This window comes from Chelativorans sp. (assembly GCF_031180965.1).
GTDB lineage: Bacteria > Pseudomonadota > Alphaproteobacteria > Rhizobiales > Rhizobiaceae > Chelativorans.
Genome location: NZ_JAPSLH010000013.1, coordinates 39755 through 65752, shown reverse-complemented (window position 1 = coordinate 65752; position 25998 = coordinate 39755). Strand labels below are relative to the sequence as shown.

Annotated in this window: 21 protein-coding genes and 1 riboswitch; of the genes, 6 read left to right on the top strand and 15 right to left on the bottom strand. The window is 63.7% G+C overall.

Annotated elements, in window-relative coordinates; genetic code table 11:
* The 13 genes from RIN79_RS11935 to RIN79_RS11875 all read right to left on the bottom strand — a co-directional run bounded on the left by RIN79_RS11935 (window position 1) and on the right by RIN79_RS11875 (window position 13589).
* Entirely contained in the window at window positions 1-1506 is a 1506-nt protein-coding gene (locus RIN79_RS11935) for an NADH-quinone oxidoreductase subunit M (RefSeq protein WP_309084883.1), read from the bottom strand.
* Window positions 1507-3495: an NADH-quinone oxidoreductase subunit L gene (nuoL, locus tag RIN79_RS11930; RefSeq protein ID WP_309084882.1), complete on the bottom strand. Its 1989-nt coding sequence runs from the start codon at window positions 3493-3495 to the stop codon at window positions 1507-1509. It abuts the gene before it with no gap.
* 10 nt (window positions 3496-3505) lie between these two features.
* Window positions 3506-3814 (bottom strand): NADH-quinone oxidoreductase subunit NuoK, encoded by a 309-nt coding sequence (gene nuoK / locus RIN79_RS11925; protein WP_309084881.1) that lies wholly within the window; start codon window positions 3812-3814, stop codon window positions 3506-3508.
* 2 nt (window positions 3815-3816) lie between these two features.
* Window positions 3817-4437: an NADH-quinone oxidoreductase subunit J gene (locus tag RIN79_RS11920; RefSeq protein ID WP_309084880.1), complete on the bottom strand. Its 621-nt coding sequence runs from the start codon at window positions 4435-4437 to the stop codon at window positions 3817-3819.
* Between the two features lie 125 nt (window positions 4438-4562).
* Window positions 4563-5054: an NADH-quinone oxidoreductase subunit NuoI gene (nuoI, locus tag RIN79_RS11915; RefSeq protein ID WP_309084879.1), complete on the bottom strand. Its 492-nt coding sequence runs from the start codon at window positions 5052-5054 to the stop codon at window positions 4563-4565.
* 33 nt (window positions 5055-5087) lie between these two features.
* Window positions 5088-6131 (bottom strand): NADH-quinone oxidoreductase subunit NuoH, encoded by a 1044-nt coding sequence (gene nuoH, locus RIN79_RS11910; protein ID WP_309084878.1) that lies wholly within the window; start codon window positions 6129-6131, stop codon window positions 5088-5090.
* A 12-nt stretch (window positions 6132-6143) separates the two neighbouring features.
* Window positions 6144-8225: an NADH-quinone oxidoreductase subunit NuoG gene (gene nuoG / locus RIN79_RS11905; protein WP_309084877.1), complete on the bottom strand. Its 2082-nt coding sequence runs from the start codon at window positions 8223-8225 to the stop codon at window positions 6144-6146.
* Between the two features lie 18 nt (window positions 8226-8243).
* A complete protein-coding gene (gene nuoF / locus RIN79_RS11900) occupies window positions 8244-9548 on the bottom strand; it encodes an NADH-quinone oxidoreductase subunit NuoF (RefSeq protein ID WP_309084876.1) in 1305 nt (434 codons plus the stop codon).
* A gap of 9 nt (window positions 9549-9557) precedes the next feature.
* The gene (locus tag RIN79_RS11895; protein ID WP_309084875.1) at window positions 9558-10844 is read right to left on the bottom strand and encodes an NADH-quinone oxidoreductase subunit E; all 1287 of its coding nucleotides are present in this window, start codon (window positions 10842-10844) and stop codon (window positions 9558-9560) included.
* Window positions 10844-12034, bottom strand: coding sequence for an NADH-quinone oxidoreductase subunit D (locus RIN79_RS11890; protein ID WP_309084874.1), 1191 nt, complete (start codon window positions 12032-12034; stop codon window positions 10844-10846). Before RIN79_RS11890 ends, RIN79_RS11895 begins: the two co-directional genes overlap by 1 nt.
* A gap of 15 nt (window positions 12035-12049) precedes the next feature.
* A complete protein-coding gene (locus RIN79_RS11885) occupies window positions 12050-12652 on the bottom strand; it encodes an NADH-quinone oxidoreductase subunit C (protein ID WP_309084873.1) in 603 nt (200 codons plus the stop codon).
* 8 nt (window positions 12653-12660) lie between these two features.
* Window positions 12661-13233, bottom strand: a complete 573-nt coding sequence (locus RIN79_RS11880) for an NADH-quinone oxidoreductase subunit B family protein (RefSeq protein WP_309084872.1) — start codon at window positions 13231-13233, stop codon at window positions 12661-12663.
* Entirely contained in the window at window positions 13224-13589 is a 366-nt protein-coding gene (locus RIN79_RS11875) for an NADH-quinone oxidoreductase subunit A (protein ID WP_309084871.1), read from the bottom strand. Before RIN79_RS11875 ends, RIN79_RS11880 begins: the two co-directional genes overlap by 10 nt.
* A gap of 375 nt (window positions 13590-13964) precedes the next feature.
* On the opposite strand from RIN79_RS11875, the gene RIN79_RS11870 reads away from it, so the two are divergent.
* Entirely contained in the window at window positions 13965-15254 is a 1290-nt protein-coding gene (locus RIN79_RS11870; RefSeq protein ID WP_309084870.1) for a winged helix-turn-helix domain-containing protein, read from the top strand.
* 38 nt (window positions 15255-15292) lie between these two features.
* Here RIN79_RS11870 and RIN79_RS11865 read toward each other — a convergent pair whose 3' ends face one another.
* Entirely contained in the window at window positions 15293-17305 is a 2013-nt protein-coding gene (locus RIN79_RS11865; RefSeq protein ID WP_309084869.1) for an acetyl/propionyl/methylcrotonyl-CoA carboxylase subunit alpha, read from the bottom strand.
* A 140-nt stretch (window positions 17306-17445) separates the two neighbouring features.
* On the opposite strand from RIN79_RS11865, the gene RIN79_RS11860 reads away from it, so the two are divergent.
* The 5 genes from RIN79_RS11860 (at window position 17446) to parE (ending at window position 24770) form a co-directional block, all read left to right on the top strand.
* Window positions 17446-17955, top strand: coding sequence for a YaiI/YqxD family protein (locus RIN79_RS11860; protein WP_309084868.1), 510 nt, complete (start codon window positions 17446-17448; stop codon window positions 17953-17955).
* A gap of 75 nt (window positions 17956-18030) precedes the next feature.
* A riboswitch (glycine riboswitch) is annotated at window positions 18031-18117 on the top strand.
* A 143-nt stretch (window positions 18118-18260) separates the two neighbouring features.
* Window positions 18261-19355 (top strand): glycine cleavage system aminomethyltransferase GcvT, encoded by a 1095-nt coding sequence (gene gcvT / locus RIN79_RS11855; RefSeq protein ID WP_375165924.1) that lies wholly within the window; start codon window positions 18261-18263, stop codon window positions 19353-19355.
* A 4-nt stretch (window positions 19356-19359) separates the two neighbouring features.
* Window positions 19360-19728 (top strand): glycine cleavage system protein GcvH, encoded by a 369-nt coding sequence (gene gcvH, locus RIN79_RS11850; protein WP_309084866.1) that lies wholly within the window; start codon window positions 19360-19362, stop codon window positions 19726-19728.
* Window positions 19729-19738: 10 nt separating this feature from the next.
* Window positions 19739-22531 (top strand): aminomethyl-transferring glycine dehydrogenase, encoded by a 2793-nt coding sequence (gene gcvP, locus RIN79_RS11845; RefSeq protein ID WP_309084865.1) that lies wholly within the window; start codon window positions 19739-19741, stop codon window positions 22529-22531.
* Between the two features lie 193 nt (window positions 22532-22724).
* Window positions 22725-24770 (top strand): DNA topoisomerase IV subunit B, encoded by a 2046-nt coding sequence (parE, locus tag RIN79_RS11840; protein WP_309084864.1) that lies wholly within the window; start codon window positions 22725-22727, stop codon window positions 24768-24770.
* Here parE and RIN79_RS11835 read toward each other — a convergent pair.
* Window positions 24767-25906 (bottom strand): DUF2336 domain-containing protein, encoded by a 1140-nt coding sequence (locus RIN79_RS11835; RefSeq protein ID WP_309084863.1) that lies wholly within the window; start codon window positions 25904-25906, stop codon window positions 24767-24769. The genes parE and RIN79_RS11835 overlap by 4 nt on opposite strands.
* Window positions 25907-25998: the final 92 nt, after the last annotated feature.

Sequence of the window (25998 nt, the reverse complement as noted above, 5' to 3'; positions counted from 1 at the left end):
TCAATTGGATGCCGCGGCCTGCGCGGTTTGCAGCGAGGCGTTCACCTGGTCGAGCAGCGCGCTGACGGAAGCCGCGGTCGCGTCGAGCAGCGGCGCCGGATAGACGCCAAAGAAGATGACCAGTACCGCCAGCGGATAGAGGATCGTCTTCTCGCGCAAGGAAAGATCGGTAAGGCCTTTCAGGCTCTCCTTGGTCAGCGCCCCGAAGATCACCCGGCGGTAAAGCCACAGCATATAGGCGGCCGACAGGATCACCCCCGTCGTGGCGAAGAACGCCACCCAGGTGTTCACCTCAAAGGCGGCGAGCAGGGTCAGGAACTCGCCGACGAATCCGCTCGTGCCCGGCAGGCCCACATTCGCCATGGTGAAGATCATGAATGCCACGGCGTATTTCGGCATATTGTTGACCAGGCCGCCATAGGCGGCGATCTCGCGGGTATGCATGCGGTCGTAGATGACGCCCACGCAAAGGAACAGCGCGCCCGAGATGAGGCCGTGCGAGAGCATCTGGAAGATGGCCCCTTGGATGCCCTGCTCGTTGAGCGCGAAGATTCCCATGGTGACGAAGCCCATATGGGCGACCGAGGAATAAGCGATCAGCTTCTTGATGTCCTCCTGCATCAGCGCCACCAGGGAGGTGTAGATGATGGCGACGATCGACAGGGTGAAGACGAGCGGCGCCAGATCGACCGAGGCGACCGGGAACATGGGCAAGGAGAAGCGCAGAAAGCCGTAGCCGCCCATCTTCAACAGGATGCCGGCCAGGATGACCGAGCCCGCCGTGGGCGCCTCGACGTGGGCATCGGGCAGCCATGTGTGCACGGGCCACATGGGCATCTTGACCGCGAAGGAGGCGAAGAAGGCCAACCACAGCCAGTACTGCATCGGCGTCGGGAAGACGTGGGTGAGCAGCGTCGGGATGTCCGTCGTGCCCGCCTGCCAGTACATGGCCATCATGGCGAGCAGCATCAGGACCGAGCCGGCGAGCGTATAGAGGAAGAACTTGAAGCTCGCGTAGACGCGGCGCTTGCCGCCCCACACGCCGATGATGATGAACATCGGGATGAGGCCGGCCTCGAAGAAGACGTAGAAGAGCACGATATCGAGCGCGCAGAAGACGCCTATCATGAGCGTTTCCAGGATCAGAAACGCGATCATGTATTCCTTCACGCGGTGCTCGACCGACTCCCAGCTTGCCAGGATGCAGAACGGCATCAGGAACGTGGTCAGGATCACGAACAGCATCGAAATGCCATCCACGCCCATGTGATAGGAGGTGCCGGCGTCCATCCACTCCCGCTTCTCGACCATCTGGAATCCCGGCGTCGAGTAGTCGAAGCCGATCCAGATGAAGAGCGACAGGATGAAGGTGAAGACGGTCGTCAGCAGCGCCACGTTGCGGATGTTGCGCCGCGCGCCCTGCCCGTCATCCCGGATGAGCAGGATGAGGAACGCGCCCACCAGCGGTAGGAAGGTGACCGTGGAAAGAATCGGCCAATCGGTCATTTAGAAGGTGCTCCCGAGCATCATCCAGGTCACGAAGGCGGCGACGCCTATCAGCATGGCGAAGGCGTAGTGGTAGAGATACCCGGTCTGCAGTTTGACGACTCTGTTGGCCACGTCGACCACGCGCGCGGAAATGCCGTCCGGGCCGAAGCCGTCGATGAGCCACACGTCACCCCGCTTCCAGAGGAAGCGGCCGAGCCGCATCGCGGGCCTGACGAATAGGAAATCGTAGAGCTCGTCGAAATACCACTTGTTGAGCAGGAAGGCGTAGAGAAGCCGGTGCCGCTCCGCCAGCCTCCTGGGGCTCTCAGGCGAGCGAATATAGAACCGCCAGGCGATGCCAAGGCCGAGCAGCATGGCGACGAGGGGCGAGAAGGCCACCCACAGCGGAACGTGGTGAAATTCCTCCACCATATGGTTGTCCGGCAGAGTGAAGAGCGCGCCTTTCCAGAAGTGCTCGTATTCGTGGCCGACGAAGAACCCCTCGAACAGCGCACCGGCGAATAGCGCGCCAACAGCCAGGATGACCAGCGGCACGAGCATCACCAATGGGGATTCATGCACGTGATGCATGACATCGGCAGGCGCGCGCGGCTTGCCGTGGAAGGTCATGAAGATGAGGCGCCAGGAGTAGAAGCTGGTGAAGACGGCGGCGACCACGAGCAACACGAATGCGATGGGCGCCACGGCATTGTGGGCCACGAATGCGCCTTCGACGATGGCGTCCTTGGAGAAGAAGCCGGCGGTGCCGATGATGGTGCCGGGAATACCGACCCCCGTCAGCGCCAGCGTGCCGATGATCATCATCCAGTAGGTCTTGGGGATGTGCCTGCGCAGGCCGCCCATCTTCCGCATGTCCTGCTCGTCGGAGACCGCATGGATGACCGAGCCGGCGCCGAGGAAGAGCAGCGCCTTGAAGAAGGCGTGCGTGAAGAGGTGGAAGATCGCCGCGCTGTAGAAGCCCGTTCCCAAGGCCACGAACATGTAGCCGAGCTGCGAGCAGGTCGAATAGGCGATGACGCGCTTGATGTCGTTCTGCACGAGGCCGACGGTCGCCGCGAAGAAGGCGGTGAAGGCGCCGACCGCCGTCACCACGGTCAGCGCGGTGGTCGACAGCTCGAAGATGGGGGAAAGCCGCGCCACCATGAAGACGCCGGCCGTCACCATCGTGGCGGCATGGATGAGGGCGGAGACCGGCGTTGGACCTTCCATGGCGTCGGGCAGCCAGGTGTGCAGCGGCACCTGCGCCGACTTGCCCATGGCGCCCATGAAGAGGAGCAGGCACACGACGGTCAGCGCCGCCTGGGAATCGAGCGCGTAGCCGAGGAAATTCAGCGCCGGCGCGCCCGCATCGCCCGCCCCTTCGGCGGGCAGGAAGGAGGCGGCATTGGCGAAGATCGTATCGAAGCTGGTCGAGCCGAACAGGACGAACACGCCGAAAATACCGAGCGCGAAGCCGAAATCGCCGACGCGATTGACGATGAAGGCCTTCATGGCCGCCGCGTTGGCCGAAGGCTTCTTGTACCAGAAGCCGATCAGGAGATAGGAGGCGAGGCCCACGCCCTCCCAGCCGAAGAACATCTGCACCAGATTGTCGGACGTCACCAGCATCAGCATGGCGAAGGTGAAGAGCGACAGATAGGCAAAGAAGCGCTGCCGGTGCGGATCGTGGTGCATATAGCCGATCGAATAGATGTGCACCAAAGCGGAGACGGTGTTGACCACCACCAGCATCACGACGGTGAGCGTATCGATCCTGAGAGCCCAGTCGACATCCAGCGCGCCGGAGGAAATGAAGCGCAGTAGAGGCACGGTGAACGCTTCGCCTTCGCCGAGCGCCACCTGGAAGAAAGCCACCCAGGAAAGGACGGCCGAGACGACCAGCAGGCCGGACGTGATATATTCCGCACCCTTTGCGCCGATTGAGCGGCCGAAGAGCCCGGCAATCAGGAAGCCGATGAGGGGAAGGAAAACGATCGCCTGATACATGATGTCCTCTTCAGCCCTTCATCGTATTGATGTCTTCCACCGCGATCGAGCCGCGGTTGCGGAAGAAGACCACCAGGATGGCGAGGCCGATCGCGGCTTCCGCCGCAGCAACGGTGAGCACGAAGAGCGCGAAGACCTGGCCGACAAGGTCTCCCAACACCGCCGAGAAGGCGATGAAATTTAGGTTCACCGAAAGCAGGATGAGCTCCACCGACATCAGGATGATGATCACGTTCTTGCGGTTCAAAAAGATGCCGAACACGCCGAGCGTGAAGAGGATGGCCGAGACGGTGAGATAGTGCGCGATGCCGACTTCCATGCTCAAATCCCCTCGCCCGTTTCGACCTTGCGGATCTCGATTGCGGTCGCCGGCGTGCGTGCCACCTGCGCGGCAATGTTCTGCCGCCTTACATTCGGCTTGTGGCGCAGGGTGAGCACGATGGCGCCGATCATGGCCACGAGCAGGATCAGCCCTGCAACCTGGAAGAAATAGAAATAGTCGGTGTAGAGGATATCGCCGAGCGCAGCCGTGTTATGGCGCTCGGCGCTTGCCGGCGCGGGCTTCGCCACCTCGGCCGCGATCTCGGGAGTGAAGGCGTAGCCGCCCAGCACCACCACGAGTTCCACGGCCAGGATGATGCCGACGGTGGCGCCGATTGGCGCATATTGCAGCGCACCCTGCTTCAACTCGGCGAAATCGACGTCGAGCATCATCACGACGAAGAGAAAGAGTACCGCGACCGCGCCGACATAGACGATGAGCAGGATCATCGCCAGGAACTCCGCCCCGGTAAGCAGGAAGAGCGCCGCCGCGTTGAAGAAGGTCAGGATCAGGTAAAGAACCGAATGCACGGGATTGCGCGCGGAGATGACCATGAAGGCCGCCGCCACCGCAACAAAGGCGAAGAGGTAGAAAAAGACCGCCTCGAGTCCTGTCAGCATCGATTCCCTCGGTATTTGCCCCGCCGGTGCTGCCGCGCCAGCTTGTCCGGCCGCTATTGGCCAGCCGTTTTGGACCGTGTCTTTAGACGAGCACCCCGCCCGCGTCTACTCTCGCTACCGCCCGCTCAGCGATACGGCGCATCGAGCGCGATGTTGCGCGCAAGCTCGCGCTCCCAGCGGTCGCCATTCGCCAAGAGCTTGTCCTTGTCGTAGTAGAGTTCCTCGCGCGTTTCCGTCGCGAATTCGAAATTCGGGCCCTCGACAATGGCATCAACCGGGCATGCCTCCTGGCAAAAGCCGCAATAGATGCATTTCACCATGTCGATGTCGTACCGCACGGTACGGCGCGTGCCGTCATTGCGACGGGGGCCGGCCTCGATGGTGATGGCCTGCGCTGGGCAGATCGCCTCGCAGAGCTTGCAGGCTATGCAGCGCTCCTCGCCGTTGGGATAGCGGCGCAGCGCATGCTCACCGCGGAAGCGGGGGCTGAGCGGCCCCTTTTCATGCGGATAGTTGATGGTTGCCTTGGGCGCAAAGAACTGCCGCATGGACAGGACGACAGCGCCAAAAAATTCCTTCAGCAGAAGGGATTTTGCGGCATGGGCTAAGGCGGACATTTCATTCTCCGGAGAATTTTCTGGGACTGGCGGTCATGCCAGCCCAGTGAATTTCAGGAAGGCCGCCGTCGCGACCACCATGAAAAGCGAGATCGGCAGGAACACTTTCCAGCCAAGCCGCATCAGCTGATCATAGCGGTAGCGCGGCACGAAGGACTTCACCAAGGCGATCATAAAGAAGACGAGCACCACCTTGAGCACGAACCACACCACGCCCGGCACCCAGGTGAAGGGCGCGAAGTCGAAGGGCGGCAGCCATCCGCCGAGGAAGAGGATGGTGGTGAGCGCGCACATCAGCACGATCGCGACATATTCCCCGAGGAAGAAGAGCAGGAACGGCGTCGAGGAATACTCAATCATATGCCCGGCCACGAGCTCCGACTCGGCCTCGACCAGATCGAACGGCGGGCGGTTCGTCTCCGCGAGCGCGGAGATGAAAAAGATGATGAACATCGGGAACAGGGCCAGCCAGTGCCAGTCGAGGAAGGAGTTCGGCAGGCCAACCATGGTGCCGAGCCCGTCGCGCTGCGACAGCACGATATCGGACAGGTTGAGCGAGCCGACGGCGAGCAGCACGGTCACGATCACGAAGCCGATGGAGACCTCGTAGGAGACCATCTGCGCTGCCGAACGCAGCGCTCCCAGGAAGGGATATTTCGAGTTGGACGCCCAGCCGGCCATGATCACGCCATAGACCTCGAGCGAGGCGATGGCGAAGACATAGAGGATGCCGACATTGATGTCGGCGATCGCCCAACCTTCGTTGACAGGGATCACAGCCCAGCCGGCGATCGCCAGGGCTGCGGCAACCAGCGGCGCGAGAAGAAAAATACCCTTGTTGGCGCCGGACGGAATCACCGGCTCTTTGAAAACGAACTTAAATAGGTCGGCGAATGCCTGCAGCAGGCCCCATGGGCCCACCACATTCGGGCCGCGGCGAAGCTGCACCGCCGCCCACACTTTGCGGTCGGCGTAAAGCAGATAAGCAACGCCGATCAGCAGGATGGTGACAAGCGCGACCGACTGGAGAAGGACGATCAGGCCTGGCACCACGTAGACTGAGAAGAAGGATTCCATAGATTCTCGCCTCTACTCAGCCGCCTGTTTCAATTCGCCCCGCGCCAGCGCCGAGCATTCCGCCATGATGGCGGATGCGCGGGCGATCGGGTTTGTCAGATAAAAATCCTTGATCGGCGACAGGAACGGCGCCGGATCAAGCGTACCCCCCAGATCGGCAAGCCCAAGGACGTGGCCGGCAATACCCGGCTCGATGCTGTCGAGAGCGGCGAAGTGCGGATGCTCGGCGTAGAGCATCGCGCGCAGTTGCTGGAGCGAATCGAAGGGCAGCTTGTGGCCGAGCACATCCGACAGAGCGCGCAGGATCGCCCAGTCCTCGCGGGCATCGCCCGGGGCGAAGCCGGCGCGGTTGGTCATCTGCACGCGCCCTTCCGTGTTCACGTAGGTGGCGGATTTCTCGGTATAGGCCGCTCCCGGCAGGATCACGTCCGCGCGATGCGCGCCGGCATCACCATGGGTGCCGATATAGACCGTGAAGGCGCTGCCGATCCGGTTCATGTCGAGCTCGTCGGCGCCGAGCAGGAAGAGCACGTCCATTGCGCCCATCATGCCGGCCACGTCCTTGCCGCCCTCGCCAGGCACGAAACCGAGATCTAGGCCGCCCACGCGGCTGGCGGCCGTGTGCAGCACGGCAAAGCCGTTCCACTCGGCCGTCACCGCGCCGATGGCATGGGCAACCTTGGCTGCACGGCCGAGCACCGCCCGGCCATCCGCGCGCGCCAGCGCCCCCTGCCCTACGATCACCATGGGCCGCTGCGCGTTCCTCAGCACGGAAAGGAAGGTGCCCCTACCCTCGGCCAACTCGGCCAGGGTCTCGGTTCCGGTGCCCAGATGCGTATGGTCGTAGCGCATCTCGCCGCCTTCGCCGATGACGCTGATCGGGAAGGCGCCCATGCGCCAGCGCTTGCGGATGCGGGCGTTCAAAACCGCCGCCTCGATGCGCGGGTTGGCGCCGATGATGAGCAGCGCGTCCGCCTGCTCGATGCCCTCGATGGTCGGGTTAAAGATGTAGCTCGCGCGGCCCAGCGCCGGATCGAGCGCCGTCCCGTCCTGCCGGCAGTCGATATTGGTCGAGCCGAGCGACTGCATGAGCTTCTTCAGCGCATACATCTCTTCCACGCTGGCGAGATCGCCGGCGATCGCGCCAATCTTTTCGGGTGAGGTATTCTTCACCGCGGCCGCAATGGCCTGAAACGCTTCGGTCCAGCTCGCCGGCTGCAAGCGGCCGCCCTTGCGCACATACGGCCGGTCGAGGCGCTGAGTCCTAAGACCGTCCCAGACGAAGCGGGTCTTGTCGGAAATCCACTCCTCGTTCACAGCCTCGTTGACGATCGGCAGGATGCGCATCACTTCGCGGCCGCGCGTATCGACACGGATGGCCGAGCCGACCGCGTCCATCACGTCGATGGACTGCGTCTTGCCGAGTTCCCAGGGCCGTGCCTGGAAGGCGTAGGGCTTGGAGGTCAGGGCGCCGACGGGGCAAAGGTCGATCACATTGCCCTGAAGCTCGGACGTCATCGCCCGCTCCAAATAGGTGGTGATCTCCATGTCCTCGCCGCGGCCGGTGGCGCCAAGTTCAGAGATTCCAGCCACTTCCGTCGTGAAGCGAACACAGCGCGTGCAGTGGATGCAGCGCGTCATGATCGTCTTGACGAGGGGGCCGATATACTTGTCCTCGACGGCACGCTTGTTTTCGTGGAAACGCGAGGAATCCACGCCGAAGGCCATGGCCTGGTCTTGCAGGTCGCACTCGCCGCCCTGGTCGCAGATCGGGCAGTCCAGCGGATGGTTGATAAGCAGGAACTCCATCACGCCTTCGCGCGCCTTCTTCACCATGGGCGTCTTGGTGAAGACTTCCGGCAGCTCGCCATTGGGTCCGGGGCGCAGGTCGCGCACGCCCATGGCGCAGGAGGCCTGCGGCTTCGGCGGCCCGCCTTTCACCTCGACCAGACACATGCGGCAATTGCCGGCCACGGACAACCGCTCGTGGAAGCAGAAGCGCGGAATCACCGCGCCCACCTCTTCGGCAGCCTGCAGCAGCGTGTAGTGATCGGGAACCTCGACCTCAATGCCGTCGATTTTCAGCTTTGCCATGATCCGCTCACCGCCTGCTTATTCGGCCGCCACAAGCGCGGGCTCCGCCCTATGCGCGTTGCGGGTAAATTCGTCGATGCGCCGCTCGATCTCCGGCCGGAAATGCCGGATCAGGCCCTGGATCGGCCACGCCGCCGCATCGCCCAAGGCGCAGATCGTGTGCCCTTCCACCTGCTTGGTCACGTCCAGCAGCATGTCGATCTCGTGCTTTTGCGCTTCGCCGCGCACCAGCCGCTCCATCACGCGCCACATCCAGCCAGTGCCCTCGCGGCAAGGCGTGCACTGGCCGCAGCTCTCGTGCTTGTAGAAATAAGAGAGCCGGGCGATCGCCTTCACGATGTCGATGGACTTGTCCATGACGATCACCGCCGCCGTGCCGAGGCCCGACTTCAGGTCGCGGAGGGAGTCGAAGTCCATGGGCACGTCCATTATCTGCTCGGCCGGGACCAGCGGCACGGAGGAGCCGCCTGGAATGACCGCTAGCAGATTGTCCCACCCGCCGCGCACGCCGCCGCAATGGCGCTCGATCAGCTCGCGGAAGGGGATCGACATCTCCTCTTCCACGGTGCAGGGGTTGTTCACGTGGCCGGAGATGCAGAAAAGCTTCGTCCCCGCATTGTTCGGCCGCCCGAAGGAGGAGAACCAGGCCGCACCCCGGCGCAGGATGGTCGGAGCCACGGCGATACTCTCCACATTGTTCACCGTGGTCGGGCAGCCATAGAGGCCCATATTGGCTGGAAATGGGGGCTTTAGCCGCGGCTGACCCTTCTTGCCTTCCAGGCTTTCGAGCAGCGCCGTCTCCTCGCCGCAGATATAGGCGCCGGCGCCGTGATGGACGAACACGTCCATGTCCCAGCCGTTCTTGTTGTTCTTCCCGAGCAGGCCGGCGGCATAGGCTTCGTCGATCGCCGTCTGCAACGCCTCGCGCTCACGGATGAACTCGCCGCGCACATAGATATAGGCCGCATGCGCGCCCATGGCGAAGCCGGCGATCAGGCACCCTTCCACCAGTGTGTGCGGATCGTGGCGCAGGATGTCGCGGTCCTTGCAGGTGCCGGGCTCCGATTCATCGGCGTTGACGACGAGGTAATGCGGCCTGTCGCCCGGCTCCTTGGGCATGAAGGACCACTTCAGGCCGGTCGGGAAGCCCGCCCCGCCGCGCCCACGCAGGCCGGACGCCTTCATCTCGCTGATGATCCAGTCCCGACCCTTCTCGATGATCGCTTTCGTGCCGTCCCAGTGGCCGCGCGCCATCGCGCCCTTGAGCGAGAGGTCAAAGCGTCCGTAGATATTCGTGAAGATGCGGTCTTTGTCCTGAAGCATCTATTTCTCCTAGCGCGGCTTCCTGCCGAAGACGCGCTCATATTCTTCGGCGCCGCCCCGGGCGAGCACTTCCGCTTGGCGGACCCAATCCTCACGCTCGATGCGGCCGTTGAACCGCAGATGGGAATTCACCCATGCGCGTTCAGCAGGCCCCCATGCGGCAATCTGGGCGAAGGTGTACACACCCAGGCTATGCAGGACCGCCTCGACGCGCGGGCCGATGCCGGCGATCATCTGCAGGTCGTCGGGCTGGGCGGGGCGTTCGATCCCTTGCGGGGCGCGCTTTCCACCCTCGGCAACCGGCTCGACGGTCTTCTCCCTTTCGGGCGATTCTGGCCCGAGATCCATCCCCGGCGCCGCTCGCTGCTTCTTCAATTCCGCGGCGCGCAGGGACGGCGATTCCTCGCGCGGCTTGTCGCTGTGGTGGCGGGTGCGCGAAGCGACTTCGGCCTCCTCGGCCACGCGATCCGCCTGGATTGCATCCTCCTGCGGCGGGGCGACGCTTTCGGCCTTCTCCCCCCTCTGGCGCGCCTTCACCGGCGATGGCGACTTGATCGCGGGATCGGTTTCCAGCGCATCCGTCACCGGCCGGCCCGCACGCGTCGGCGGGACGGCAACACCTGGCGCCTCCGCCTTGCCCCGGCGACCCACCTTCTCCTCGGTTTGCGGGAACTTGATGACCACGCTCTCGTCGGTAAGCGTGGTGAAGCCGGAGGCGGGAGCCGAATTGAAGCGATCGATCTGCGGGCCGGGTTTGACCTCGTGCCCCCTGCCCGCTTCGAAAGCGTCGATGATCTGTTCGAGCCGCTCCGGCGTCAGATCCTCATAAGTGTCCTTGAAGATCATGATCATGGGCGCGTTCACGCAGGCGCCCTGACATTCCACTTCTTCCCAGGAGAGCGTGCCCGCCTCATTGGTGTGGAACTGCTCCGGGTGGATCTTCTTCTTGCAAACCTCGATCAGCTCGCCCGCCCCCCTGAGCATGCAGGGGGTGGTGCCGCAGACCTGTACATGAGCGCGCGTGCCGACGGGCGCCAGCTGGAATTGCGTATAGAAAGTAGCCACCTCGAGGACGCGGATCAGCGCCATGTCGAGCATCTTCGCCACATATTCGATGGCCGCACGGGTGACCCAGCCTTCCTGCTCCTGGGCGCGCATCAAGAGCGGGATGACCGCCGAATGCTGGCGTCCCGGCGGATATTTCCGGATCGTCTGATGCGCCCATGCCTCGTTCTCGGCCGTGAAGGCAAAGCCCCGAGGCTGGACGGCTTCGTCTGCGAGACGGCGGACTGCCATTATCTGTCTACCTCACCAAACACGATGTCGAGACTGCCCAGGACGGCGGCGACGTCGGCGAGCAGGTGACCGCGGCAGAGAAAATCCATAGCCTGCAAATGCGCAAAGCCCGGCGCTCGCAGCTTGCAGCGGTAGGGCTTGTTTGTACCGTCGGCGACGAGATAGACGCCGAACTCGCCCTTCGGCGCCTCTACGGCGGCGTAAACCTCGCCAGCCGGCACGTGGAAGCCTTCCGTGTAGAGCTTGAAGTGATGGATGAGCGCTTCCATCGAGCGCTTCATCGCGCCGCGCTTCGGCGGGACCACCTTGCCGTCCTGGTTTGCGAACGGTCCGACGCGATCCTTACCGAGCAGGCGCTCCACGCATTGCCGCATGATCTTCGCCGACTGGCGCATCTCTTCCATGCGGATCAAGTAACGGTCGTAATTGTCGCCATTCTTGCCGACCGGGATATCGAAATCCATCTCCGGATAGCATTCGTAGGGCTGGCTCTTGCGCAGGTCCCAAGCGGCGCCCGAACCGCGCACCATCACACCGGAAAAGCCCCAGGCCCAGGCGTCCTCAAGGCTGACCACGCCGATATCGACATTGCGCTGCTTGAAGATGCGGTTCTCCGTCAGGAGCTCGTCCAGATCATTCAGCGTCTTGTGGAAAGGATCGATCCACCTGCCGATATCCTCGACCAGTTTCTCGGGCAGGTCCTGATGGACGCCCCCGGGCCGGAAATAGGCCGCATGCATGCGTGCGCCGGACGCGCGCTCGTAAAAAACCATTAGCTTCTCGCGCTCTTCGAAGCCCCAGAGGGGCGGCGTTAGCGCGCCGACATCCATCGCCTGGGTGGTGACATTCAGGAGATGGTTCAGGATGCGGCTGATCTCGGAATAGAGCACGCGGATCAGCTGGCCGCGGATCGGCACTTCGATGCCGAGCAGCCGCTCGATCGCCAAGGCCCAGGCATGCTCCTGATTCATCGGCGCGACATAGTCGAGCCGGTCGAAATAGGGCAGCGCCTGCAGGTAGGTCTTGTATTCGATCAACTTCTCGGTGCCGCGGTGAAGCAGGCCGATATGCGGATCGACCCGCTCGACAATCTCGCCGTCGAGTTCCAGCACGAGGCGCAGCACGCCGTGCGCAGCCGGATGCTGCGGGCCGAAATTGATGTTGAAGTTGCGGACGGTAGCTTCAGCCACGCGACACCTTCCAGATCACTGCTTCGCCTTCTCATCCCCGGGCAGGACGTACTCCGTCCCCTCCCAAGGTGAAAGGAAATCGAAATTCCTGAACTCCTGGCGGAGTTCGACAGGCTCGTAAATCACGCGCTTCGCCTCATCGTCGTAGCGGACCTCGACGAAGCCGGTCAGCGGAAAGTCCTTTCGCAGCGGATGCCCCTCGAAACCATAGTCCGTCAGGATGCGGCGCAGGTCCGGGTGGTCGGTGAAGAGCACGCCGTAGAGATCGTAGACCTCGCGCTCGTACCAGTTCGCCGCCGGGAACACTTCGATGACGGAAGGGATCGGCGTCTCTTCGTCGGTCGAGACCTTTACGCGGATGCGCTGGTTCTGCCGCGGCGAGAGGAGATGATAGACGACCTCGAAGCGTTTCTCGCGTGCGGGATAGTCCACGCCGCAGATGTCGACGAAGGCGAAGAACTGGCACTGCACATCCGTCTTGAGGAAAGTGAGCACATCGATGATGTCGCCCGGCTCCACGAAGAGGGTCAGTTCGCCATAGGCGACCGCCCAGTCCTGAACCCGCCCGTCCAGCTTCTCCTTGATGTATCCTGCAAGGTCCCGCAGCGCTTCGCTCATTGTGCCTCCTAGCGCTCTATCGTACCCGTGCGGCGGATCTTCTTCTGCAGGAGAAGAATGCCGTAGAGCAGCGCTTCCGCACTGGGCGGGCAGCCGGGCACATAGATGTCGATCGGCACGATGCGGTCGCAGCCGCGTACCACCGAGTAGGAATAATGGTAATAGCCGCCGCCATTTGCGCAGGAGCCCATGGAGATGACGTAGCGCGGCTCCGGCATCTGGTCATAGACCTTGCGCAGCGCCGGCGCCATTTTGTTCGTTAGCGTGCCGGCGACGATCATCACGTCCGATTGGCGTGGGCTCGCCCGCGGCGCGATGCCGAAACGCTCTGCGTCATAGCGCGGCATGGACATGTGCATCATCTCCACCGCGCAGCAGGCGAGGCCGAAGGTCATCCACATAAGCGAGCCGGTGCGGGCCCAGGTGACCAGCGCCTCGGATGAAGTGACGAGAAAACCCTTGTCGGTGAGCTCTTCGTTGATGTCGTTAAAAAACGGATCATTCGCGCCCACCGGCTTGCCGGTATTCGGGTCGATGATGCCGCGGGGTTGTTGCGCAACGAGGGTCTGGTTCAATCCCATTCCAGCGCTCCCTTTTTCCATTCGTAGATGAAGCCAACCGTCAACACGCCCAGGAAGATCATCATCGACCAAAAGCCGAACCATCCAATCTCGCCAAAGGAAACGGCCCAGGGAAACAGGAACGCCACCTCCAGATCGAAGATGATGAACAGGATCGAGACGAGGTAGAAGCGCACGTCGAACTTCATGCGCGCGTCGTCGAACGCGTTGAAGCCGCATTCATAGGCCGAGAGCTTCTCCGGATCGGGATTCCTGAACGCCACGACGAAAGGCGCGGCGATCAGCACGAGGCAGAGCCCCAGCGCCACCCCGATGAAGATGATGATGGGTAGATACGAACTCAAGAGATCGTTCATTTTCCAACTTCCGTTGCCTGGCCGGCAGGCTCCGTACTGGGCGCATTGCAATTACGCTGGCTGGCGAGACCGGCAGCGAGGCAAGCCCATGTTGCAACGCGGCGAGGGTTAGCGCAGGCGGTCGGGTGACGCAAGCCATCTTGGCAAGAATCGGGCAAGCGCGACCCGGCATCTGCTTTCGAGGTAAGACCGCGGCGTCCGCCACGCGTTCCAGCGGCTAGGCCTCATCTAGGTCGTTTCGGCGCGATTTGAAGCGCCCCTGCGCCGCCGGAGCGAAATTTTGTCAGGATGGTGTACCCGATATCCTGCAAACGGGTGGTGCTGCGCGCGCCAAACGCTTAATTTCCCCGCGGATTCCCGGAGCTGGAGCAAGCAATGAGGGCAAAGGAAAGGCTGACGCTGAAAGAAGTGCGGCGAATTGCCCTCGCTGCGCAAGGCTTTGCGGACCGGGCGCCAGATGGCTCGGTGGAGCGGCGCCATCTCGGTCGCGTCCTTGCCCGCACCGGCCTTTTTCAAATCGACTCGGTCAATGTGGCGGTGCGCGCCCACTACATGCCGCTCTTTTCCCGGCTCGGCCCTTATCATGCCGGGCTTCTCGACCGCGCCTCCTCGCGAAAGCCGCGCTCGCTGTTCGAGTATTGGGCGCATGAGGCCTCGCTTTTGCCGGTCGAAACGCAGCCGCTCCTGCGCTGGCGTATGGCCCGTGCTCAAGAAGGGAGCGGCATCTATGGCGGACTTGCTCGTTTCGGCCGCGAGCAGCGCGCCTTTATCGACCAAGTGCTCGCGGAGGTGGCGGCGCGAGGTCCCCTAGGCGCCTCCGACATAGACGGTCACAAGGGCACTACGGGCTGGTGGCAGTGGAGCGACGCCAAGCGCGCGCTCGAATGGCTGTTCTGGGCGGGCCTGGTGACGACCCATTCCCGTCGGCCGAGCTTCGAACGCCTGTACGACCTTCCCGAACGCGTGCTGCCGCCCGCTATCGTTGCCGCACCGACCCCCTCACCCGAAGATGCGCAGCGCGCGCTCATCGAGATTTCCGCCCGGGCGCTTGGCGTGGCGACGCCAAGCGATCTGCGCGACTATTTCCGTCTGTCGCCCGAGGACGCCTATCCGCGCATCGACGAACTGGTGGAGAACGGCGTTCTCCTCCCAGTCGCAGTGAAAGGCTGGCCGCAGAAGGCCTACATGCATCGCGATGCCCGCATGCCACGGAGAGTGGAGGCGCGGGCGCTTCTCGCACCCTTCGACCCGCTGATCTGGGAGCGCTCGCGCACCGAGCGGCTGTTTGATTTCCACTACCGCATCGAGATCTATACGCCCGCTCACAAGCGGGTCTACGGCTACTATGTCTATCCGTTCCTGCTTGGCGAAAGGATCGTCGCCCGCGTCGATCTGAAGGCCGACCGCCAGATTGGTGCACTGCGCGTGCAGGCCGCCCACTCCGAACCCGGCGCGCCGCCGGAAACGGCGGAAGAGCTCTGGAGGGCGCTCGAGATCATGGCTTCGTGGCTGGGGCTGGAACGGGTAGAGGTAGCGCGGAAGGGAGATTTCTCGCGCGCACTTGCGGCGGCAGGACAGACCGAGATGCGCGAACCCGGACCGGAAGAGCCCAGAGCCGAGCAAGAGGCCGAAACCGAACCCACCTTCGGCGAGGCGCAAAGGTAGTTTGCCGCGCCGATGCGCAAGCCGAATCGGCTGTCCGGCTAAGCAAATTCCATGATGACCGCGTCAACGGCGAGGCTGTCCCCGGGCGCTGCGTTGACGGCGGCGATGGTGCAGTCGCGCTCGGCGCGCAGCACGTTTTCCATCTTCATCGCTTCCACAACGGCCAGCACCTCGCCTGCCTTCACCTCCTGCCCCTCCTTCACACCAATCGAGATGACAAGCCCCGGCATCGGGCAGAGCAGCTTCTTAGAACTATCTGCCACCCTGCGGGCTGGCATCAGGCGGTCCAGTTCCGCCACGCGCGGCGACAGGACATGAAGCGTGGCGGCACGCCCTTTGCGGGAAAGCCGGACCCCGTTGAGGACAGGGCGAATCTGGATCGCAACCGGATTGCCATTGATCTGCCCTTGCCAAATCGGTTCGCCCGGCCGCCAGGAAGAAGCCACCGTCACTGGGCCGGCTCCTTCAACGGCGAGTTCCAGTTCCAGGGGGACGGAGACGGCGCCTCTCACGACCTGCACTGCCACATAGTCCTCGTGGAGCTTTACCACCCACTCGCGCCTGAAGTCGCCGGAGGGGGGCCCCAGGCGCCCCGGGAGACGGTCAAGCCGCTTGCCACGCACGAGTTCTACGGCAAGCGCTGCGGCGCAGAAGAGGATCCGCTCCTCCCCATCGGGTGGGGAAACGGAAAACCCGTCCGGATATTCCTCGGCGATGAAGCCGGTCGAGAGCCGGCCTTCGCGCCAGCGCGGATGGCGCATCAGGGCGGAGAGGAACGGAATGTTGTGCTCGATCCCGTCGAGCACAAAACGATCGAGCGCCTCGGACATGGCATTGATCGCCTTGATCCGGTCCGGGGCCCAGGTACAGAGTTTTGCGATCATCGGATCGTAAAACATGGATATCTCCGACCCCTCGGCCACGCCGGTGTCGTTGCGCACCACGATATCGCCTCCCTGACCCTCCTCCGGCGGACGATATCGCTTGAGACGACCGATGGAGGGCAGGAAGTTGCGAGTGGGATCCTCGGCATAGATGCGGCTTTCGATGGCCCATCCGGTGAATTTCACATCGGCTTGCGCCAACCCCAACTTTTCGCCCGCTGCGATCCGGATCATCTGCTCGACCAGATCGAGCCCGGTAACGAGTTCCGTGACCGGGTGCTCCACCTGCAGGCGCGTGTTCATCTCAAGGAAGAAGAAGTTGCGGTTCCTGTCGACGATGAACTCGACAGTGCCAGCGCTCTGGTAGTCCACGGCCTTAGCCAGGGCCACCGCCTGCTCCCCCATGGCGCTCCGCGTCGCCTCGTCAAGGAAGGGCGAAGGCGCCTCCTCGACGATCTTCTGGTTGCGGCGCTGGATGGAGCATTCGCGCTCGCCCAGATAAACACAGTTACCGAAAGCGTCCGCCAGCACCTGTATCTCGATATGACGCGGCTCTTCGATGAATTTCTCGATGAAAATGCGGTCGTCGCCGAAGGAGGATGCCGCCTCCGAGCGCGAGCGCTCGAAGCCTTCACGCGCTTCCGCATCGTTCCAGGCGATCCGCATGCCCTTACCGCCGCCGCCAGCGGAAGCCTTGATCATTACCGGATACCCGATCTCGGCCGCAATCTTTGTCGCATGCTCCGCATCCTCGATCAGGCCCATGTGGCCGGGTACGGTGGAAACGCCGGCCTCAGCCGCGATCTTCTTGGAAGTGATCTTGTCGCCCATGGCGCGGATCGCCTTGGGCTTTGGGCCGATGAAGACGATACCTTCCGCTTCGAGCCGCTCGCAGAAATCCGCGTTCTCGGACAGGAAACCATAGCCTGGATGCACGGCCTCGGCGCCGGTCTCCTTGCATGCGGCGATGATGCGGTCGGCAGCGAGATAGCTCTGGCTGGCCGGCGCAGGGCCGATCGCCACCGCCTCGTCGGCCATGTCCACATGCACCGCATCCGCGTCGGCTTCGGAATAGATTGCGACGGTGGCGATGCCCATCTTCCGCGCCGTCTTGATGACGCGGCACGCGATCTCGCCGCGGTTGGCAATCAGTATCTTTTTGAACATGCGCCGTTTTCCCCTCCTGAAGCCCTTTTTATGAACTCGGATTGACCTGCTCAAGCAATTTGGCGACAGGTACTTGACTCAGAGCGCAGCTAGCTCCCCTAGCGGACTGTTGCGACGCTCTTCAAGAACGCCGAGGAATCATGCCCACCATCTACGTCGATGCCGACGCCTGCCCGGTAAAGGACGAGGTCACCCGCGTGGCCGAGCGCCACGGCCTGCCCGTCGTCTTCGTCTCCAATGGAGGCCTCCGGCCCTCGCGCGATCCAATGGTGCGGCATGTGGTGGTGCCTGGAAAAGCCGATGCGGCTGACGACTGGATCGTCCAGCACGCGACGGAGGGCGACATTGCCGTCACAGCAGATGTGCCCCTGGCGGCGCGGCTCGTGGAGAAAGAACTGCAGGTGCTCGGGCCCACGGGCCGCACTTTCACCCGCGAAACGATCGGCATGGATGTCGCGATGCGCAATCTGAAGCAGGATCTGCGCGAATCGGGTGAGATCAAAGGTTTCAACCCTGGCTTTTCACAAAAGGACCGCAGCGCCTTCCTTCAGGCCTTCGACGCCGCCGTGCGGAGGGCGATGCGCGCGGCGGATCGGCTTGAATGGTGGCTCGCGCCGTCTTCCGGCGCTGGCCGATGCGATGATGCATAGCTTGTGGAGAGCAAAGGCTGCACGTGACAAGCCTGCCTGGCTGCGCTAGGTATGGAGTTGTCGAGGGCCAAGCCCTGCCCGTCCGTGGGAGAGAGCAGCACAAGTTGCCGCCGAAGGGGAAATCGCCCGAAATCTCTCAGGCAAAAGAACCGCGGATGGGTTAGACACTCTGGAAAGTCGGGGCTTCGCCCCCGCGCCGAAGGTGTAAGCGTTGCCGACAGGGTTCCGGCGGCGCGAGTCTCTCAGGCTTCCGACAGAGGGGCACGGACACGTCGCGCAAGCGGCGTGCGTGCAACTTTGGAGGAATGATGAGCGAGAAACACCTCCCCCTCGAGGCCATGCATGAGGAAGCCGGTGCGCGCTTCGGCGCCTTCGCCGGCTGGCGCATGCCGCTGACCTATCCTGCTGGGGTGATGAAGGAACACATCCACACGCGGGAAAAAGCCGGCCTCTTTGACATCTCCCACATGCAGCTTTTCGCCGTCGACGGTCCAGGTGCTGCGGCCTTCCTCGCCCGCGCCTGCCCGCTCGACGCGGCCGCCCTCGGCGAGGGCAAGTCCAAGTACACGGTCCTGCTTACCGACGCTGCCGGCATCATCGACGATCTGATCGTCACCCGTCTCGGGCCCGACCGCTTCATGGTCGTGGCGAATGCCGGCAATGCCGCCAAGGACGAGGCGCATTTCCGTAAGATCGCAGAGGATTTCGACGTCCGCTTCACCCCGCTCAAACGTGTCCTGCTGGCCCTCCAAGGGCCGGATGCCGAAAGCGTGCTCCTCGGCGCGGGGCTCGATCTTTCCGACCTCACCTTCATGACGGCAGTCGAGCCGCGCGAAAACTGGTTTGCTTCCCGCTCCGGCTATACGGGCGAGGACGGTTTCGAGATCGCGCTGCCGCCGGACGAGGCGCGGACCTTCGCCGAAAAGATCCTCGCCGACGAGCGCGCCATGTGGATCGGCCTTGCCGCCCGTGACAGTCTCAGGCTCGAAGCCGGCCTCTGCCTGCACGGCCAGGATCTGGACGAGATCACCGATCCGGCTTCGGCCGCCATCCTCTGGGCGATTCCAAAACCGCTGCGCGAGCAGGGCCGATTCATCGGGGCCGATGCCCTGCGCCGCATCCTCGCTGAAGGTCCTAGGGAAACCCGCATCGGCCTGAAGCCCGAAGGCCGCCAGCCGGTACGTGCCGGCGCCGTTCTGATGACGGAGGACGGCCGAACGGTCGGCCGCGTCACCTCCGGTGGCTTTGGACCATCCGTGAACCACCCGATCGCCATGGGCTACGTGGCCGAGGACGCAAGCGCCGTTGGAACTCCACTCTTCGCCGAGGTGCGGGGAAACCGCATCCCGATGAACGTGCACCCCCTTCCCTTCTCGCCCCACCGCTACCGCAGAGGATGACGACATGAGCAAGACCTATTTCACGGCAGACCATGAATGGATCCGCGTCGAGGGCGGGACGGCCACGGTGGGCATCACCGACTATGCCCAGGAACAGTTGGGCGACCTTGTCTTCGTCGAGCTTCCCGAGGCCGGCAAGGCGGTGAAGAAGGGAGATTCGGCCGTCGTGGTGGAATCGGTGAAGGCCGCTTCGGACGTCTATGCCCCGGTCGATGGCGAGATTACCGAAGTCAACGAGGCGCTGAAGAGCGACCCCGCCCTCGTCAACACCGCCCCGACCGGCGAGGGCTGGCTCTGGAAGATGAAGCTTACCGATGAGGGCCAGCTTTCCGGCCTTATGGACGAAGCCGCGTACAAGGCGACGATCGCCTAGGAGTTTTCCCATGACCGCACCTTTTTCCGCCCGCCACATCGGTCCGGGCAGCAATGACACCAAGGCGATGCTCGCCGCCCTCGGCGTGCCCTCGCTCGAAACCCTGATCAGCCAGGCCGTGCCGAAGTCTATCCGCCTCGACCGGCCGCTGAACCTGCCGGAACCTGCGAGCGAGGCGCAGGCCCTCTCCGAACTGCAAAGCTACATGCGCGACAACAAGGTCCTTAAGAGCTTCATCGGCGCCGGCTACCACGGCTGCCATGTGCCGCCCGTCATCCAGCGGAACCTGTTCGAGAACCCGGCTTGGTACACGGCTTACACGCCCTATCAGGCGGAGATCAGCCAGGGCCGCCTGGAGATGCTTTTTCATTTCCAGACCCTGGTGACGGAGCTGACAGGGCTTCCTGTTGCCTCTGCCTCGCTGCTGGACGAAGCTTCCGCAGTCGCCGAGGCTGTCGGCATCGCTTGGCGCCACCACCGCAGCAGCCGAAACAGGCTGGCGCTCGCGGGCGAACTCAACCCGCAAACCCGCGACGTGGTCGCCACCCGTGCCGAGCCGCTCGGTATCGAGATCGCCACCAGAGAGCTGGACGACAGCACCTTCGCTCTCGTCGTTCCCTGGGCCGATACGTGCGGCGTCTATGATGACCATTCAGCGCTCATCCGCGAGGCGAAAGCAAAGGATATCATCGTCATCTTCGTGGCCGACCCGCTCGGCCTGCTCCTGAGCGAAAGCCCCGCCGCGCTCGGTGCGGAAATCGCCGTCGGCCCCATGCAGCGCTTCGGCGTTCCGATGGGCTTCGGCGGCCCGCACGCTGCTTATTGCGCCGTTTCCGACCGGCTGACGCGCCTGATGCCCGGCCGTCTTGTCGGCCAGTCCGTCGACGCACATGGCCGGCCGGGCTACCGCCTTGCGCTCCAGACGCGCGAGCAGCACATCCGCCGCGACAAGGCCACCTCCAACATCTGCACCGCGCAGGCGCTGCTCGCCAACATGGCGGCGGCCTATGCGATCTGGCACGGGCCAGAAGGGCTCAAGGCCATCGCCTCCCACGTCCACAACCTTGCCACCCGGCTCCATGCCGGCCTCACGGCCGCTGGCCTGAAGCTCGCCGGCGAGAAGATTTTCGACACGGTCACGGTTTCCATTCCTGGCCGTGCCGAGGCGATCGCCGCCGAGGCGGAAAGGGGCGGCCGCATCCTGCGTGTCATCGACGCCGACCGCATCGGCATCGCCTTCGACGAGACTTCTACCGAGGCCGACCTCGACGCCATCGCCAGCCTCTTCAACGTATCGGTCCCTGCCGAAGCCCCGTCGATCACTCCTGCAGGTCCGCGCGACAAGCGCTTCCTCACCCAACCGGTCTTCCACGAGCACCGCTCGGAGACGGAGATGATGCGCTTCCTGCGCCGGCTCTCGGACAAGGACCTGGCGCTCGACCGCGCCATGATCCCGCTCGGCTCCTGCACCATGAAGCTCAACGCGGCGGCCGAGATGATGCCGGTCAGCTGGCTGGAGGTGAACGGCCTGCACCCCTTTGCTCCGGAAAGCCACACCAAGGGCTACCGTCGCATGATTTCGGAACTCGAGGGCTGGCTGGCGGAAATCACCGGCTTCCATGCCGTCTCACTGCAGCCCAATGCCGGCAGCCAGGGCGAATATGCGGGGCTGCTTGCCATCCGCCGCTTTTTCGCCGCTCGCGGCGAAGGCCACCGGGACGTCTGCCTCATCCCCTCCTCCGCCCACGGCACCAACCCGGCATCCGCGGCCATGGCCGGCATGCGCGTCGTCGTCGTGCGCTGCACGGAGGATGGCGACATCGACATGGAGGATTTGAAGGCCAAGGGCGCCGAGCATGCTCCCCGGCTTGCCGCCCTAATGATCACCTACCCCTCCACGCACGGCGTGTTCGAGGAAGGCGTGCGCGACATGTGCGGGGTCATCCACGAGCATGGCGGGCAGGTCTATCTTGACGGCGCCAACTTGAATGCACTCGTCGGCCTCGCACGGCCCGGCGATCTCGGCGCCGATGTCTGCCACATGAACCTGCACAAGACCTTTTGCATCCCGCACGGCGGCGGCGGGCCTGGCATCGGCCCCATCGGCGTCAAGGAACACCTCAAGCTCTACCTCCCCGGCCATGTGGAGATCGGCTCCAGCCATGCGGTGGCCGCCGCCCCCTTCGGCAGCGCCTCGATCCTGCCCATCACCTGGATGTATATCCGCATGATGGGTGCCTCCGGCTTGAAGCGCGCGACAGAAATGGCGATCCTCAACGCCAACTACATCGCCGAGCGGCTGGAGGCGCATTATCCCGTGCTCTACAAGGGCCGCAACGAGCGCGTCGCGCATGAATGCATCCTCGACACCCGAGTGTTCAAGGAGCGCGCGGGCATCTCGGTTGAGGACATCGCCAAGCGCCTCATCGACTACGGTTTCCATGCGCCGACCATGTCCTGGCCGGTGGCGGGCACGCTGATGGTAGAGCCGACGGAATCCGAGCCAAAGAGCGAGATCGACCGATTCTGTGACGCGATGATCTCCATCGCCAAGGAAGCCGAGCGCGTGGAAAAAGGCGAATGGCCGAAGGAGGACAACCCTCTCGTCAACGCCCCGCATACCGCAGCTGAGCTGATGGCCGACAGCTGGGTGCATCCTTATTCCCGCGCAGAGGCCGCCTTCCCTTCCGGCAGCATGGATTGGACGGCAAAATACTGGCCGCCGGTCTCGCGCATCGACAATGTGGCTGGTGACCGCAACCTCGTTTGCGCTTGCCCCCCGATCGAAGCGCTGGCGAGCTGACGTCTCCACAAGACCGTTAACGAAACCGGTGTGCTCCCGTTAAGGAGCGCACCGCATCATCTCGGGTTGGCGAGCACCGGTTCTTCCTGTATGACCTCGCTCATTCTTTTGAACAGAACCGGAACGGCCTTCGCTTTGCCGCGAAAGACGTGGCAAACTTGCCGGTGATTCGTGGGTACGGAAAGAGTCCTTGATGGAAGATAGCAACGACCTCTTTGCTGGATTCGCAGCCAATGTCGAGCGCGTCAAGCAGCCCGACCCGATCATTACTGCCCGCAGGGCGGTCAAGCCCGCGCCCTCGCGCGACGCCAGCGAGAGCTACAGCGCCGCTGACATCGAGGTGCTGGAGGGGCTGGAGCCGGTGCGCCGCCGGCCGGGCATGTATATCGGCGGCACGGACGACAAGGCGCTGCACCATCTCTTCGCCGAGGTGATCGACAACTCGATGGACGAGGCCGTTGCCGGCCACGCCACCTTCATCGATGTCGAGCTGTCTGAAGACGGCTTCCTCACCGTCACGGACAATGGCCGCGGCATCCCTGTCGATCCGCACCCGAAATTCAAGAACAAGTCGGCTCTCGAAGTCATCATGACGACGCTGCATTCGGGCGGCAAGTTCGATTCCAAGGTGTATGAGACCTCCGGCGGCCTGCACGGCGTCGGCGTCTCGGTCGTCAACGCGCTGTCGGAATCGCTGGAGGTCGAGGTGGCGCGCGGGCGTCAGCTCTATCGCCAGCGTTTTTCGCGCGGGCACCCGCTCGGGCCGCTCGAGAATCTCGGCGAGGTGCACAACCGGCGCGGCACGCGCACGCGCTTCAAGCCGGACCCGCAGATTTTTGGCGAGGGCGCAAAGTTCGAGCCCGCCCGCCTCTACCGCATGACGCGCTCGAAAGCCTATCTCTTTGGCGGCGTCGAAATCCGCTGGAACTGCGCGCCGTCTCTGCTCAAGGAAAAAGACGAGACGCCGGAGAAGGCGACCTTCCATTTCCCCGGCGGGCTGAAGGACTATCTCGCCGCCTCCATCGAAGGCGAGTTCCAGGTCACCCGCGAGGTGTTTTCCGGTCGCAGCGAGAAGCAGGGCGGCCACGGCTCGGTCGAATGGGCAGTCACCTGGTATGGCGGCGACGCCTTCCTCAATTCCTACTGCAATACCATCCCCACGCCGGAAGGCGGCACGCACGAGCTCGGCTTCCGCACGGCGCTTCTGAAAGGCCTGCGCGGCTATGCCGATCTCACCGGCAACAAGCGCGCATCCATCATTACGGCCGAAGATGTCATGATCTCGGCCGCCGGCATGCTTTCCGTCTTCGTGCGCGAGCCGGAATTCGTCGGCCAAACCAAGGATAAGCTGGCTACCGCAGCCGCCATGCGGATCGTCGAAAATGCCGTGCGCGATCCCTTCGATCACTGGCTGGCGGACAATCCGTCGGAAGCGTCAAAGCTGCTCGATTGGGTGATCGCGCGCGCCGACGAGCGGCTGAAGCGCCGTCAGGAGAAGGAAGTCAGCCGGAAATCGGCGGTGCAAAAGCTGCGCCTGCCAGGAAAGCTGGCGGACTGCACGGTCGGGGCAGCGGCTGGCGCAGAAATCTTCATCGTGGAGGGCGATTCGGCCGGCGGCTCGGCAAAGCAGGCGCGCGATCGCGCGACCCAGGCCGTACTGCCTCTGCGCGGCAAGATCCTCAACGTCGCCAGCGCCGGCTCGGGGAAACTCGCCGCCAACCAGCAGATTGCCGATCTCGTCCAGGCATTGGGCTGCGGCACGCGTTCAAAGTACCGGGACGAGGACCTGCGCTACGAGCGCGTGATCATCATGACCGATGCGGATGTGGACGGAGCGCACATCGCCTCGCTCCTCATCACCTTCTTCTACCAGGAAATGCCGCAGCTGATCGCCAACGGCCATTTGTTTCTTGCAGTGCCGCCGCTCTACCGCATCAGCCAGGGCGGCAAGACCATGTATGCGCGCGACGACGCCCACAAGGACGAGCTCCTCAAGACGGAGTTCAATGGCCGCGGCAAGGTCGAGATCGGCCGCTTCAAGGGTCTTGGCGAGATGATGCCCGCGCAGCTCAAGGAAACGACGATGGATAAGCGCTTCCGCGCGCTGCTCCGTGTGGAGATCATTGACAGCGCCGAAGCGACGAGCAGCGCCGTTGACGCGCTGATGGGCACCAAGCCCGAGGCACGCTTCCGCTTTATCCAAGAGAATGCCGAGTTCGTGGAGGAGATCGATATCTAGGCTGCCAGCGCCAATGCCTGCAGCCGGGCGTTCTCGCGCAGCGCTTGAAGGTGTATCCGCCTGAGGAGGCCGGCAAGCGCGATCCCGCCGGTGCTCTCCCGGCCCGTCTGCTCGGCTTCGAGCGCCTGCAGCATATGCCAGGAGACTTCCTGCACGCCGGCAACCTGCCTGCCATTGGCCACCTCGCGCCAGATTGCCAGCGCCGCGAGAATGGGGCCGTGCGTGACCGATGCGAGCCCGGCTCGTGACAGAAGCCCCAGTACGGCGCCCGTGCGCCCGCGCGCGAGGAGGGCGCGCACCCTCGCTTCGCTTTGGCCGGTCAGCGCTATCAGTGCCGCAGCCAGAAAGTCGACCTTTCCATGCGCGACCGCGCGTACAAGGAAGGCGGATGTGAGGTCGCCGCGCAGCCGTAGATGCTCGACGAGCGCCGCATGTTCGCTGCCGTCTGTAGCGTCCAACAGCCCGATCGACGCCCATACGCAGGCCTCCCGCGTCAGCGTTTCGGCGCGGTCCGGCCCGATCAGCGCCCGGACCAGCGGCGCCGAGGAAAGCGCCTCCCCTACCTGCACCAGGAGCAGATGCCGGCAATCTGGCGGCAAGCGGCGGTCGGTAGCCAGCGCATGGCGCAGTTCTGGATGGGCGCCATGGCGCTCGACGATGCGGCGGAAGCTGATAGCCGCGATCTGCGCGCCGCCGTTGCGCAGTAGCGCGAGGCACGCGGCGGCCGTTCCGACCTCTGCGATCGCTGCCGACAGCGCCATGGAGATGCGTGGCCGGGAGGCAATCAGCACCTGCGTCCTTGCTTCGCCTGCGGCGACCAGCTGCCTCAGGTCCACGTCCGACAGAAGCGGCGAGCGCACCAGCACGGGCGCCGCGATCTCGGCCTGATCGTTCGCAAGCGCGGCCACTACCTGCACCGGGGCGCGATGGCTGAGGGACAGCGCCTCGGAGAGCGCAAGCCGTACCCGAGGCGAAGGGTCGTCCAGAAGCAGCGTCAGAGCAGCCTCGGCCGCCATTCTCTCGTCGAAGGATATGTTCTTGTGCAAATAGGCTCGCGCCAGCGCCTCCGCGGCGGCAGCGCGTTGAGAAACATTCGCCGTTTCGATCCACTTCAGGAAATATTCTATGACTGCCACGTGCTGCCCCCATACCCCGAGAGCCGCAAGCTAGCGCGCCTTCGTATAGAATTCGTTTACCATAAGCGCGCTTGCGAGCCGGGTCTGCGGCG